The organism is Oerskovia sp. NPDC057915, from assembly GCF_042887685.1.
Lineage (GTDB): Bacteria > Actinomycetota > Actinomycetes > Actinomycetales > Cellulomonadaceae > Oerskovia.
Genome location: NZ_JBHVOS010000018.1, coordinates 31,185 through 44,341 on the forward strand (window position 1 = coordinate 31,185; position 13,157 = coordinate 44,341).

Sequence of the window (13,157 nt, forward strand, 5' to 3'; positions counted from 1 at the left end):
TCCCCCCCTACCTCGCCACCCCCCCCCCGCGGCGCCCGTGAGCCTTAGTTGGGGTTGCGTTCTTCTACCCCCACCCCCCCCCCCACGACCCCGTTCTCGTCACCCCAGGTTCTCGGCCAGCGGGTTGCAACCCCCGCGTCCGGGTGCATCCTGGAGGAAGGGGTTCCGCCCCGGAGCTCCCGGTCAGCGAGGAGTCGACATGTCCGGTCTCATGCTCGCCAGCAGCGTCGACGCTGCGGTCTACGTGCCCACGGGGTCGGGACCCGCGAACTGGTTCCTGCTCTTCGGGATCGTGCTCGTCGCGTCGATCATCGTGTTCATGGTCGTCGAGCTGGTCCGCGCCGCGCACGACCGGCGTCTCCCACCGCACCGGCGCATGTCGCACTGAGCGGCCCCCCGGGCACGCGGGGCCCGGGCACGCGGGGCCCGGGCACGCGGGGTCCTCCCCCGCACGCGGGGTCCTCCCCGGCACGCGGGGACCTCCCCAGGCACGCCGACCCCCGGAGGCGCGCTCCGCCGTCGGGCGTTGCTGCTCGCGCTCCCGGACCGGGCGCGCGAGGCGGGGCTCGGCGCACGACGACGCCCCACCCCACCTCGCGCCCGAGCGTCAGCCGAGCGTCGTCGGGAGCTGGGCCGCCCCCTCGCCCGGCGCCACGCCCAGCACACGCTCCGCGAGGAACGCCTGCACGACCTGGTACCAGACGATCGAGTGCTGCGGCTGGAGCACCCAGTGGTTCTCGTCGGGGAAGTACAGGAAGCGGTGGTCGGTGCTGCCGTCGGCCGCGGCCGGCAGGCCCGAGGACGACAGCAGCTCGTACCAGAGACGCAGGCCCTCGCCGATCGGGACGCGGTAGTCCTTGTCGCCGTGGATCACGAGCATGGGCGTGACGATGTCGGCGACGAAGCGGTGCGGGGAGTGCTCGGCCGCCATCTCGGGCGTCATCTCGCGCTGCCAGTAGTAGGACGAGTCGGTCGTCGGGCCGAACTGGTCGAGGGCCCACAGGCTCGCGTGCGTCACGATGGCCCGGAACCGGTCCGTGTGGCCCGCGACCCAGTTCGCCATGTACCCGCCGAACGAGCCGCCCAGCGCGGCGGTGCGGGTCTCGTCGATCTCCGGCAGCGCCTCCGCGGCGTCGGTGATCGCGAGCAGGTCCGTGTACGGGGCCGCACCCCACGAGCCCCACCCGCGCTGCACGAAGTCCTGGCCGTAGCCCGTGGACAGCGCCGGGTCGGGCAGGAGCACCGCGTAGCCCTGGGCCACGAGGATCCACGGGTTCCAGCGCCAGCTCCACGCGTTCCACGAGCCGAGCGGCCCGCCGTGGATCCACAGCAGCAGGGGTGCGGGGTTCTCGGCGCTCGCGCCGTGCGGCAGGGCCAGCCAGCCGCGGACGCGCACGTCGTCCGACGCCGCGGTCTCGATCTCGGTGAGGGTGCCGGGCAGGTCCGGGCTCTCGACGGGGCCGCGCAGCGCGGTCGCCGCGACGGGTGCCCGCTCGCCGGCAGGGGCCGCCAGGAAGTCCGCGAGCTCGATCCGCACGGGGTGCGAGGGCTCGAGGTAGCTCGTGCGCTGGGCGTAGGCGGCCGAGGCGTCGGGCGCGACGCGGACGTCGGTGAACGTCGCGTCGTCCGAGGTCAGACGCGACACGATCCCGTCGGCCCCCGACCCGTCGGGCGTGAACGCGACGTGGAAGACCGGGCCGCGACCGTCGTCGTCGGCCGTGACGAGCAGGCCCGAGCCGTCCGGCAGCCACGCGGCCGACGTGGGCCAGCGGTCCCAGCTCGCGGCGAGCGAGCGCAGACCGTGGTTCGCGGCGTCACCCGGGTCGCCGTCCGAGCCGTCGCCCGCGCGCAGCGGGACGACCGCGAGGCCTTGCTCGGGTGCGGCCTGCGGGGTCGTGATGGTCTCGCGCACGAACACGACCCACGCGCCGTCGGGCGAGATCACGGGCGAGGAGGCCTCGGCGCCGGGCTCGTCGACGAGCGTGCGGCGCTCGCCGGTCGAGGTGTCGATCGCGACGAGGATCGACCGCTCCGAGGCACCCGGCCCCGCGACGGTCCACGTCGTGACGAGCGTCGTCCCGTCCGCGGACAGGTCCGCAGAGTGCTCACGCAGCCCACGCCCGACGGCGGAGGTCACGTCCCGCAGCTCGACGCGCCCCGCGGGGAGGTCGAGGGTCGCGCCCTCCGCGTCGGAGTCCGCTGGCGCCGCCGGGAGCGGACGGGCCGGCTCGTCGGTCAGCTGCGAGAGGTCGGCGACGAAGCGGTGCTGCTCGGACGGGCCCAGGTCGTGGTCCCAGTACCGCACGGGGTAGCCCGTGTGGAGGATCGCGGCGACCTTCTTGTCCTTGCGGGCCGTGCGGAGCTCGGCGTCGTGCGCGAGGTCGCGGGCGCTCGGCAGGACGTCGGCCGCGAGCGACAGGACCGGCGCGCTGCGCGCGACCAGCGGGGCCGAGACCCCGGCGGGGGCCGACGCGACGATGCGCGCCTCCCCACCGGCGGCGGGCAGGAGCCACAGGGCCGAGGTCGGGTCGCCCTCGGCCGACGCCGACGCGTCGCTGTCGGGGCGGGCCGAGGTGAAGAGCAGGTCCCCCTCGGCCGTGAAGGCGGCGCCCGACTCGCCCTTGGTGCTGCGCGTCAGGCGGCGGGCCGGGGCCTCACCGGTGGGGTCGACCTCCCACAACGCCGAGACGTACGCCGTGCGCTTCGCGTCGAGCGTCGCCACGCTCGTCACGAGGCGCCGTCCGTCCGGTGACATCACGAGCCCACCCGTGCGGGGGATCGCGACGTACTGGTCGAGGTCGTGGAAGGGGGTCGGGGCGGGGCCGCTGGCGGCGGGGTCTGCGTTGTCGGTGGTCACTGCACCGTCCTATCACGCCCACCCGCTCCCCTCGCGGTGCCGAGCATGCGGTCGGCGTCGTCCTCGGCCCGATTCCCGACGACAACCGCATGCTCGACCTGCGACAACCGCGTGCTCGGCTCACCGGGCGGGTCGTTCGGCGCATACTGGACCCGTGCGCAAGGCTCCCTTCCTCCCCCTGACCGTGAGCGCCGTCGTCGGGCTGCTCCTGACCGGGTGCGGGTCCGAGCCCGCGCAGGACCTCGACGACACCGTGCTCGCCGGGATCGTCGCCGCCGGCCGCTCGGACGGCGACCTCGACCTCATCTCCACGACCCACTTCGACTGGCAGAAGGCCGTGATCGTGTGCCCCGGCGACGACCCGACCGAGGTCGCAGAGGCCGCCGGGACCGACGGCCCGGTGCAGGGCGAGCTCCCGAGCACGGTCGACGTCGGCACGGGCCACCTCGTGTTCGTCAACGACGACGAGGTCGAGCAGGTCGCCGACCTGCGGCTCGCCCAGGCCGACGTGTGCTCCGAGGGCCTCCCGATCACCAACCGGGTCCTGACCCCGGGCTCGACCCTGACCGTCACGCGCGGCCCGGGCGACGGCTGGGTCGTCACCCGAGGCTGAGCCCCGAGGCAGCGAGGTGCCGAGAACGGGATCAGGGTCGTTCCGGGCCGGATGACGGCCCGAACCTCGTTCTCGACACCCGGCCCGGCAGCCCGGGTCGGGCTTCAGGCGTTGAGGCGGGCCACCAGCCCCGGCAGCTCGGCGACCGAGTCGAGCAGGAAGTCGTGGCGCTCGCGCCCCAGGTCGGCCGCACCGAGCTTGCCCGTGAGCACCCCGACGACCGCCCCGGCCCGCGCGTTGACCCCCGAGCGCAGGTCGAGCACCGTGTCGCCCGCGACGAGGACGCGCGCGACGTCGAGCACCCCCGTGCGCTCCATGTCGCGGTGGACCATGTACGGGGCCGGGCGGCCCAGCGGCACCTCGTCGGCGCACGTCACGGCGTCGAGCGTGACCTCGGGTGAGAGCCACTGCCCAGGTCCCGACGCGACGGTCCAGCCGAGCACGTCGAGGATCCCCTGGGTCACGTCCCGCGTGAAACCCGTGGTCAGCGCGACCTTGACGCCCGCCGCGCGCAGGGCCGCGAAGGCCTCGGGGGCGCCGGGGATCGGGGTCGGCGGGTTCAGCCGGTACGCCTCGTGGAGCAGCACGGTGAAGCGCGAGAACGCGGCGTCGACCGTGGCCTCGTCGGGAGCGTCCCCCGGCGCACCGGAGCCGATCGCGAGCAGCGCGGTGATCGCCGCGCGCTTCTCGGCCCCCATCCAGTGCTGGATGTCCGACGACGTCGCACCGCTCCCGTGCTCGAGGACAGCCGTGTGCAGCGCGTCGTAGACCGCGCCGCCCTCCTCGACGGTCGTGCCCGCGATGTCGAGCGCGACGAGCTCGATCGCGAGCGGCGAGCGCCCGCCGGGCGCGGTGCCGGAGGTGCTGGTGATGCTGCTGGTCATGCGGAGGGCTCCTGCTTCGGGTCGGTGGGGTCGGTGGGGTCGGCGTGCTCGGTGTGCTCGGCCGGGTCCGCGAAGGCGGCTGCGTCCGCCCGGCCGGCGGTCGGCGACACGAGGGACGCCGCGGCGGCCGACGCCGTCGGGAAGCGGACCATCGAGAGCGACGTGTCCTGGGTGTTGTCGATCGTGAAGGCCGCGAGCTCGGGCAGGTAGCGGTCGTCGGCGTACTCGACGGGGACGCCCGCGGCGTTGCGCGTGGTGCGGCGCTCGCGCAGCAGCGGGGCGCCCGCGGGCACCTCGAGCAGGCCGGCGTCGGTCTCGTCGGCCGCGACGGCGTCGATCACGTGGCGGGCCGCGTGCAGGTCCGCGCCACGTGAGATGAGGTGGTCGTAGATCGAGCCGCTGTCGGGGTCGAACTCGAAGATGAGGCGCCCGACGGGTTCGATGAAGGTGTCGCGCTCGACCATCGCCGGGACCCCGTCGAGCAGGCGCAGGCGCAGGACCTCGACCACGGGCGTGCCCTCCTCGAGCCCCAGGGCGTCGGCCGCGACGCCCTGCACGCCGCGGCGCGCGACCTCGACGGTCCGCTGACCGGGCACGCGCCCGACCCCCGCGGCCCACCGGCTGAACGACAGGAACGTCTCGAACGGCTGCGGGACGGCGCGCGAGCGCACGACCGGCGGACGCCCCTGCCCCCCGCCGATGAGGCCCTCGCTGCGCAGCGTCCCGAGCGCCTGGCGGACCGTGCCGCGCGAGATCGAGAACTCGGCGCACAACGTGGCCTCCGAGGGGAGCGAGTCGCCGATCGCGTACGTGCCGGACACGATCCGACGGCGCAGCTCGCCCAGGACGTGCTGGTGCAGCGGGCCGTGCGACGGCTGGGTGGGCTGACCCGGCCGGGCCAGCGGTGCCTGCTGGGCCTGCGGGGGCGGTGCGGTACGTGGGGACGACGAGGACTGGGCCATGACTTGACCATACAGGTCACACCGGCGCTGCGGACGGCGCTCCGATGACGGCCGCATGAACCCCGTACCCGGCGCGCCAACGCCAGGTGAACACTCCGGAAACTTGTCTGGACAAGTCCCGGAATCGCTTGATACCTGCTCGACCCGCACGGCAGTGTCCGTGTCGTGAGCAGCACAGCACCTCGACGCCCGGCCCCGTCCGGCCACACCTCCAGCCTCCCCGCCGGCCGCCCCGGCACGCGCAGCCCGTCCACCGGGAACGACCTCCCCGCCCGTGTCGACCTCGTGGTCGTCGGCGCCGGGATCGTCGGCCTCGCGCACGCCGTCGACGCCGTCGGCCGAGGGCTGTCCGTCCTCGTGGTCGAGCGCGACGACCGCGCCGTCGGCGCCTCGGTCCGCAACTTCGGGCACGGCTGCTTCACCGCGCAGGACGGCACGGCCCTCACCTACGCGTTCGCGGCCCGCGAGCGCTGGATCCAGCTCGCCAAGGAGGCCGACTTCTGGCTGCGCGAGTCCGGGACCGTCGTCGTGGCCCGCGCCGACGACGAGCGGCAGGTCCTCGAGGACTTCGCCCACGGCCGCGACGGGCACGTCCGGCTGCTCGACCGCGACCAGGTCCTCGACCGTGTCCCGGGCGACCCCGACGAGGTCGTCGGCGGCGCGTTCCTGTCCCAGGACGTCCGCGTCGACCCCCGCGAGGCGGTCCCCGCGATCGCCCGCTGGTACGCCGGGCAGCGCGGCGCTCACCTCGCCTGGTCCACGACCGTCCAGGGCTTCGAGGCCGGCAGCGGCGTGACCCTCGTGCGCACCTCCCGGGGCGACGTCGTCGCGACCAAGGTGATCCTCGCCGTCGGGCACGACGTGGACCGGTTCTTCCCCGACACCGCCGCCGCCGCGGGCATCCAGCGGTGCACGCTCCAGATGCTGCGCGTCGACGCCCCCGCGGGCGCGGGCGGCGCCCCCCGGGAGATCGACCCCGCGATCTTCACCGGCACCTCGCTGCTGCGCTACGACGGCTTCCGCCACTCCCCCGCGATCGCCGCGGTCCGCGAGCGCCTCACCGCCCAGCACCCCGCCCTGATCGACGCCGCAGTGAACCTCATGGTCACCCAGCGCCCCGACGGGACGCTCACGCTCGGCGACACGCACGCCTACGCGACGACGCCCGGGCCGTTCCACCCCGAGGCCCTCGACGAGCTCCTCCTCACCGAGGCCGCGCGCCTCTTCGGCACGGGCCCCCTCACGGTCCGCGAGCGCTGGCAGGGCGTCTACGCCTCCGCGCCCGCACCGTTCCTCGACGTCACGCCCATGCCGGGCGTGCGCGCGGTGTCGGTCACGTCCGGCATCGGCATGACCACCGCGCTCGGGCTCGCCCCGCGCGTGCTCGACAGCTTCCTCTGACCAGACCAGCCTCTCTCGCGAACCCCACCCCCAGGAGAAGACATGCACCGCAGCCGCACCGGCCAGGCCACCTCGGTCCTCGCCGCCGCACTGCTCCTCGGCGCGCTCAGCGCCTGCTCGACCGGCACGGCCGACGCGGGGACCAGCGCCGACGGCGCCGGGTCCGCGACGTGCCCGAACGGCGCGATCCGCTTCGGCATCGAGCCCTACGAGGACCCCGCCAAGCTCGAGCCCGCCTACCAGCACCTCGCCGACGCCCTGTCGGAGAAGCTCGACTGCCCCGTCGAGCTGACGATCGTCGAGGACTACTCGGCCGAGGTCCTCGCCATGGAGAACGGCAAGCTCGAGCTCGCGCAGTTCGGCCCCCTCGGGTTCGTGTTCGCGAGCGAGCGCGCCGACGCCGAGCCGCTCGCCTCGTTCGGCCTCGCCGACGGTTCGCTCTCGAGCTACACGGCCGGGATCTGGGTCCCCGTCGACTCCCCGATCCAGAGCATCGAGGACCTGCCGGGCCACTCGCTCGCGCTCGGCTCGACCGGCTCGACGTCGGGCGACGCCCTGCCCCGCTTCGCGATCCTCGACGCGGGTCTCGCCGAGTCCGACGTCGAGATCACCTACGCGGGCGGCCACCCCGAGGCGCTCCTCGCCCTGACCAACGGCCAGGTCGACGCCGCGCAGATCAACTCCCAGACGCTCGCGACCGCCGAGCGCGAGGGCACGTTCGACTCCTCGGCGTTCCGCCAGGTCTGGGAGTCCGACCCCATCCCGAACGACCCCATCACGGTCGCCGGGTCGCAGAGCCAGGAGTTCAAGGACGCCGTGCGCGAGGCCCTCCTCACGCTCGACACCGCCGACGTCGAGGCCATCGGCGCATTCCTCGACGTCGACCCCGCGGGCCCGCTCGTCGAGGTCGACGTCGACACGTACCAGCCGCTGTTCGACCTCGCGAAGACCCTGAAGCTGACCGCCGACGACGTCTGACCCACCTCGAGGTGCGGACGGGTGCCGCCGGGGCGCCGAACGCCCTGGCGGCACCCCACCGCACCCTCGTCCGGTCGGCCGCCCCGGTCGACCGTCCTGTCCCCCCGCGGGCTCGCGTCCCGCTCCAGCAAGGAGTTGTTCCAGATGGCTTCACACCACGGCGCGCTCGCGCCGGGCTCGCCGGGGCTGCCCGACGGGCCGGGCGGACCGGCCGGACCGGGCGCGGCCGAGGGCGTGCTGCACCTGCCCGACGGCGTCCGCTCGCCCGGTCTGCACGTCCGCGACCTGCGGGTCCAGTTCAGCACGCGCTCCGAGGCCGGCGACGCCGTGCTGCGCAGCGCGGTCGACGGCATGGACCTCGACGTCGCCGCGGGCGAGCTCGTCGCGATCCTCGGCGCCAACGGCTGCGGCAAGTCGACCACGCTCAAGTCCGTGATCGGGCTCGCGCCCGTGACGTCGGGCGAGGTGTGGGTCGGCGGCGAGCAGGTCCACCCCCACCACCGGACGTCCGCCGCGGAGCAGCACGAGGCCAGGCGCCGGGTCGCGATGATCTTCCAGCAGGTCAACCTCGTGCGACGACGCACGGTCCTCGACAACGTCTGCGCCGGGGCGCTCGGCCGGCTGCCCCTGCGGCAGTCGCTCGTCGCGTCGCTCTTCCCCCGCGAGCTGCGCGCCGAGGCCATGCTGTGCCTCGAGCGGGTCGGCCTCGCCGACCGCGCGCTCGACCGCGTCGGCCAGCTCTCGGGCGGCCAGCAGCAGCGCGTGGCCGTCGCCCGGGCCCTGTGCCAGCGGGCGAGCGTGCTGCTGGCCGACGAACCCACGTCGGCGCTCGACCCCGCGGCCTCGACCCAGGTCATGGAGCTGCTCGCGACCCTCGCGCACGACGAGGGCCTCGCGGTCGTCGCCGTGCTCCACGACCCCGAGCTCGCGCGCGAGCACGCCGACAGGCTCGTCGGGATGGTCGCGGGCCGCGAGCGCCTCAACGGGGCGCCGGACGCCGTGACGCGCGACGCCGTCGAGCACCTGTACTCGGCCGAGACCGCGACCGTGACCGTCACCCGGACGACCGTCGGAACGAGGATCCCCGCATGACCGCCACCGCCCCCGCCCGCTCGCCCCGCCCCCCGCGCGGCGGCTCGTCCACCCGGACCGAGGGGCCGTCGCCCGAGCGGCTCGCGCACGTCGTCGTGCCTACGGCCCACCGCTCGGGCCGACAGGTCACGACCTGGGTCACCGCCGGAGCCGTGCTGCTCGGGCTGCACGTCCTCGCCTGGCAGGGCACGGGCTTCTCGATCAGCGCGCTCGTGGGCGGCTGGGAGGGCATGGCCCGGTTCGTCGGCGAGGCGTTCCCGCCCGACCTCGACTGGTCGACCGTCGTGGCCCCCGGGCTCCAGGCCACGCTCGTGACGCTGTGGATCGGGCTGCTCGGGACCACGCTGTCCATCCCGCTCTCGCTCCTGCTCGCGGTGCTCGCCGCGCGCGGCAGCACCCCGGGATCGTTCTGGTACCAGGGGTCGCGCGCGATCCTGTCGTTCTTCCGTGCCGTGCCCGACGTCGTGTTCGCCCTGATCTTCGTGACCGCCGTGGGGCTCGGGCCGTTCGCGGGGGTGCTCGCGCTCGTCGTCCACAACACGGGCGTCATGGGCAAGCTGTGGGCCGAGGCCATGGAGGAGATCGACCCCGGGCCCGCCGACGCGCTGCGCACCAACGGCGCGGGCCGGACCCAGGTCGTCACGCACGCGGTGCTGCCCGCGGTCGTGCCGCAGTTCCTGGGGCTGCTGCTCTACCGGTTCGACGTCAACGTGCGGTCCTCGCTCGTGCTCGGGCTCGTGGGCGCGGGCGGGATCGGGTTCCTCATCAACAAGTCGATCAAGCTGTTCCGGTTCGACGAGATGCTGACCTACATCCTCATGGTGCTCGTGCTCGTGTGGGTCGTGGACCGGTTCTCGTCGTGGGCGAGGGCGAGGATCGCGGTCTGAGGTCTCGGGCTGCCGGTGCCGAGCATGCGGTTGGCGTCCGGATCCGGGTGATTCCGGACGCCAACCGCATGCTCGGCCAACGCCAACCGCATGCTCGGCACCGAACGGTCAGCGACCCAGCAGTGCCCGGACCGTTCGCCCCACTCCCGGCAGGTCGCGAGACGTGAACCGTAGGACGTCGACCTGCCCCGTCCCCACGATGAGGTTCTGCCGGCGCCGGTCGGCATACACGGCCCTCGGCTCGGCGTGCAGGTCCTGTCCGTCCATCTCCGCCACGAGCCACCGCCCGTCCTTCCGGCGCCACGCCATGTCCGCCCGGAGAGGCGCCAGACCGTCCGCGTGCTCGATCGGGAGCTGGAGCGTCGTGGGAGGAACCCCCTCGTCGAGGCAGTCGAGCCTGCCGAACGACTCGAGCGGCGACTCGGCCCGCCCGTCCGCCACCGTCCACAGGTCGTGCGTACGGGCGACCCCGCGCCGCCCCCGGGCCATGTCGTGCGCGACCTCGAGCCCCCGAGCGCTGATCGCTCCTCGGTGCAGCGCCGAGTCGAGGACAGCGAGCGCGTTCGCACGCGGAAGCTCGGGGACCGCCTGGGCCAGTGCCCAGTCGATCGTCGCAAGCCGCTGCACCCCGATCCGGGTCGTCGTCATCCCGTCGTCGAACTGGCGCAGCCTGACGCCGTCCCGATCGACCCGGTTCACTCCCCCCGGGAGCGCGGCCTCAGGACGGACGGCGACCGGTAGCCCCTCGATCCCGTGCAGCACCAGGGCGCACGCACCGACGGCCACCGCACCCGGGCCGAACGCGAGCAGCGCTGCCCAGGCCGCGCGCCGCCGTCGGGCACCGAACGGCTGCTCACGGACCGGGACCCCCGACAGGTCGTAGACCCCACGGGCGACCCGCGACCACTCCTCGCGGGCAACGAGCCCTCGGACCTGGCCGTCCGTGAGTCCTGAGGCGCGAGCCTGACGGATGTCGACCAGGCCCGCCTGGTCGGCGGCGTGGACGAGCAGGGCGGGTGGCACGGGTCGACGCGGCATCGGCCCACTCCAGCGGATCCGCGCGACGCGTGCGGGCGGCCGGGCCCCTACCTGTGGAGGAAGGGTTTCGCGAGCACGACTGTGCACGGCCCCGTCGGCCGCCGAACATGCGGTTGGCGTCGGTCGAGCATGCGGTTGGCGTCGAGAATCCGCCGGATCCGGACGACAACCGCATGCTCGGCACCGGGTGCCGACCTCCAGACCAGGGAGGGCCCGTCAGTCCTTGTCCTGCTCCGCCATCCTCGCGAGCATCTGGTTGTACTCGTCCATCTCGACGTCGCCGTCCTTGTCCACGCGGCGGTCACGGCGTCGGGCGTCCTTCTCGTCGGACCTCGCCCACATGACGGCCACCACGATCGCGAGCGACAGCGTCGGCAGCTCCCCGATGCCCCAGGCGACGCCGCCGCCGCGCTGCTGGTCGGCGATCGCGGTGATCCCCCAGTCGTGCCCCATGAGCCCGAACCACTCGGGCACGAGCAGCTGCGTCCCGGTCGTGAGGGACACCCCGAAGAACGCGTGGAACGCCATGGTGACGAGCAGGAGCAGGAGCCGCTGGGGCCAGCCGGGCCGGTGCGGGCCGGGGTCGATCCCGACGAGCGCGTTCGCGAACAGGTACCCGGCGAGCGTGAAGTGCAGGATCATCACGAGGTGACCGACGTACGTCGTCATCGCGAGCTCGAACGCGGGCGTGTAGTAGAAGACGATCATCGACCCGGCGAAGTTGATCGCCGCGACGATCGGGTTCGCGAAGAACTGCCCCCACTTCGAGGTCACGAGCGCGAGCACCCACTCGCGCGGCCCGCGCGAGCCGTCCTTGCGCACGGGCACGGCGCGCAGCAGCAGGGTCACGGGCGCGGCCAGCACGAGGAAGATGGGCACGACCATCGCGAGCACCATGTGCTGCACCATGTGCGCGCTGAACAGCACGTGGCCGTACACCGCGGGCCCGCCGTTCGTCACCCAGAACAGGACGACGATCCCGAGCGTCCACGAGACCGTCCGCCCGACAGGCCACCTGTCGCCACGCTTCGCGAGGCGCCGGACCCAGCGCAGGTAGACGACGAGGGCCGCGACGCACGCGAACGCGGGCAGCAGGTCCCAGCGCCACTCGGTGAACCAGCGCCCGAGGTCCGGCTCGGGGGGCAGGGGGTGCCCGGTCACGAGCTCGGCCGGGGTCGGGAGCGCGATCGGCTCGTCCGGCACGGGCGGCGCCGTCGACCCGAGCGCGACGGCCACCCCGGACACCGCGCCCATGACGAGCAGCTCGACCGCGACGAGCCGCCAGAACAGCCACGTCGCGGCCTTCTCGGCGGCGGCCTGCGGTCCGCCCTTCCCGGCGGCGGCCGGAGCCTTCTTCTGCACGACGGCCTTCTGCCCGACGGCGGAGCCTCCCGCAGTCCTCGGCTCGCCCGCGGCGGTGGCAGTGCCGGACGGGCCACCCGTGCGGGCGGGGCCACCCACGCCCTGGAGCCGGCGCACGACGAGCTCGCGGTGCGCGAACCCGATCGCGCCGAGCACGACGATGAGGCCGATCTTGGTGAGGATGAGCACGCCGTAGTCGGTGCTGAGCCCTGCGACGCCGCCGAGGCGGATCCAGGCGTTGGCGACGCCCGAGACGGCGACCGCGACGAAGGACCAGCCCGCGATCGAGGAGTAGCGCGAGACCGAGGACGCGAAGGCCGTGCGGTCGAGCCCGCCGCGCAGCCGGACGATCGCGAGGACCCCGAGCCCGCCGATCCACAGGGCCGCACCGCCGAGGTGGAGAAACATCGAGGAGATCGCCAGCTCGTGGCTCGCGGCGCCGGCCGTGTGACCGGTGTTGGCCTGGAACGCCAGGGCCGAGAGCGCGAGCAGCGCAGTCCACAGGGCACCGGTCGCGGTGCGGACGGCGAACGCGCACGCCGAGGTCAGCGCCGCGACGACGATGACGCCGAGGAGGCTGCGGCCGAGCGAGATCTGCGTGACGAACGCCGCGAGCTGCTCGCCGAACCCGACGCTCGTGACGGGCATGCTCGACAGGACCGAGTAGCGCAGGATCGTCTGGGCGACGGTGAGCACGGCCCACACCGCCGAGGCGGCGCCGGCGACCCCGAGGGCCTTGCGCAGCGGCGGCCCGGCGGGCAGCACGCAGGCCGCGAGGACGAGGGACCCGATGGTCAGGGCGATCGCGAGCTCGGTCAGCGTGGTCGAGACGGGCAGCCCCCAGCGGGCGACGGCGCCGGGGTCCGCGAACCCTGCGAGGGGCTCGAACGCCCCGGAGAAGGCTCCGGCAGCGACGACCGCCAGGATCGCGACGACCACGGCCGCGGGTCCGGAGAGCACGAGCCACCAGGGGTTTCGGGGTGCGTCGACGACGCCCCGACCGGGGGGCTGCGCGGCCCGGTCGGGCGCGGTTCCTGAGGTGCTGCGAGGGGCGGTGGCGGTCACCCGACCAGGGTAGGCGGC

Annotated in this window: 11 protein-coding genes; 6 read left to right on the forward strand and 5 right to left on the reverse strand. The window is 74.3% G+C overall.

All coding sequences use genetic code 11. From position 1 onward, the window contains the following. The first annotated feature begins 199 nt into the window (after positions 1-199). A complete protein-coding gene (locus ACFVQ3_RS13115; RefSeq protein ID WP_030150276.1) occupies positions 200-388 on the forward strand; it encodes a hypothetical protein in 189 nt (62 codons plus the stop codon). A gap of 219 nt (positions 389-607) precedes the next feature. On the opposite strand, the gene ACFVQ3_RS13120 is transcribed toward ACFVQ3_RS13115, so the two are convergent. Continuing rightward, a complete protein-coding gene (locus ACFVQ3_RS13120; protein WP_387639650.1) occupies positions 608-2,857 on the reverse strand; it encodes a prolyl oligopeptidase family serine peptidase in 2,250 nt (749 codons plus the stop codon). A gap of 154 nt (positions 2,858-3,011) precedes the next feature. Between ACFVQ3_RS13120 and ACFVQ3_RS13125 the strand changes: the two genes are divergently transcribed. After that, positions 3,012-3,470 (forward strand): hypothetical protein, encoded by a 459-nt coding sequence (locus ACFVQ3_RS13125; protein ID WP_387639653.1) that lies wholly within the window; start codon positions 3,012-3,014, stop codon positions 3,468-3,470. A 104-nt stretch (positions 3,471-3,574) separates the two neighbouring features. On the opposite strand, the gene ACFVQ3_RS13130 is transcribed toward ACFVQ3_RS13125, so the two are convergent. Together ACFVQ3_RS13130 and ACFVQ3_RS13135 are read right to left on the reverse strand one after the other, a co-directional pair. Beyond that, positions 3,575-4,354, reverse strand: coding sequence for a phosphonatase-like hydrolase (locus ACFVQ3_RS13130; protein WP_387639655.1), 780 nt, complete (start codon positions 4,352-4,354; stop codon positions 3,575-3,577). Continuing rightward, positions 4,351-5,316, reverse strand: a complete 966-nt coding sequence (locus ACFVQ3_RS13135; protein WP_387639658.1) for a GntR family transcriptional regulator — start codon at positions 5,314-5,316, stop codon at positions 4,351-4,353. Before ACFVQ3_RS13135 ends, ACFVQ3_RS13130 begins: the two co-directional genes overlap by 4 nt. 165 nt (positions 5,317-5,481) lie before the next feature. Here ACFVQ3_RS13135 and ACFVQ3_RS13140 point away from each other — a divergent pair, with 165 nt between their 5' ends. The 4 genes from ACFVQ3_RS13140 (at position 5,482) to phnE (ending at position 9,674) form a co-directional block, all read left to right on the forward strand. Next, positions 5,482-6,717 (forward strand): TIGR03364 family FAD-dependent oxidoreductase, encoded by a 1,236-nt coding sequence (locus ACFVQ3_RS13140; protein ID WP_387639660.1) that lies wholly within the window; start codon positions 5,482-5,484, stop codon positions 6,715-6,717. Between the two features lie 42 nt (positions 6,718-6,759). Then, positions 6,760-7,695: a phosphate/phosphite/phosphonate ABC transporter substrate-binding protein gene (locus tag ACFVQ3_RS13145; protein ID WP_387639663.1), complete on the forward strand. Its 936-nt coding sequence runs from the start codon at positions 6,760-6,762 to the stop codon at positions 7,693-7,695. Between the two features lie 144 nt (positions 7,696-7,839). Then, the gene (locus tag ACFVQ3_RS13150; protein WP_387639667.1) at positions 7,840-8,787 is read left to right on the forward strand and encodes a phosphonate ABC transporter ATP-binding protein; all 948 of its coding nucleotides are present in this window, start codon (positions 7,840-7,842) and stop codon (positions 8,785-8,787) included. Next, positions 8,784-9,674 carry a phosphonate ABC transporter, permease protein PhnE gene (phnE, locus tag ACFVQ3_RS13155; RefSeq protein ID WP_387639669.1) on the forward strand — a complete coding sequence of 297 codons (891 nt, stop codon included), beginning with the start codon at positions 8,784-8,786 and terminating at the stop codon, positions 9,672-9,674. Before ACFVQ3_RS13150 ends, phnE begins: the two co-directional genes overlap by 4 nt. A gap of 108 nt (positions 9,675-9,782) precedes the next feature. Here phnE and ACFVQ3_RS13160 read toward each other — a convergent pair whose 3' ends face one another. Both ACFVQ3_RS13160 and ACFVQ3_RS13165 read right to left on the reverse strand, forming a co-directional pair. Further along, on the reverse strand, positions 9,783-10,712 hold the full coding sequence (locus ACFVQ3_RS13160) for a type IV toxin-antitoxin system AbiEi family antitoxin domain-containing protein (protein ID WP_387639672.1): 930 nt from the start codon (positions 10,710-10,712) through the stop codon (positions 9,783-9,785). A 216-nt stretch (positions 10,713-10,928) separates the two neighbouring features. Further along, positions 10,929-13,139: a cytochrome c oxidase assembly protein gene (locus ACFVQ3_RS13165; protein ID WP_387639674.1), complete on the reverse strand. Its 2,211-nt coding sequence runs from the start codon at positions 13,137-13,139 to the stop codon at positions 10,929-10,931. Positions 13,140-13,157 lie beyond the last annotated feature (18 nt).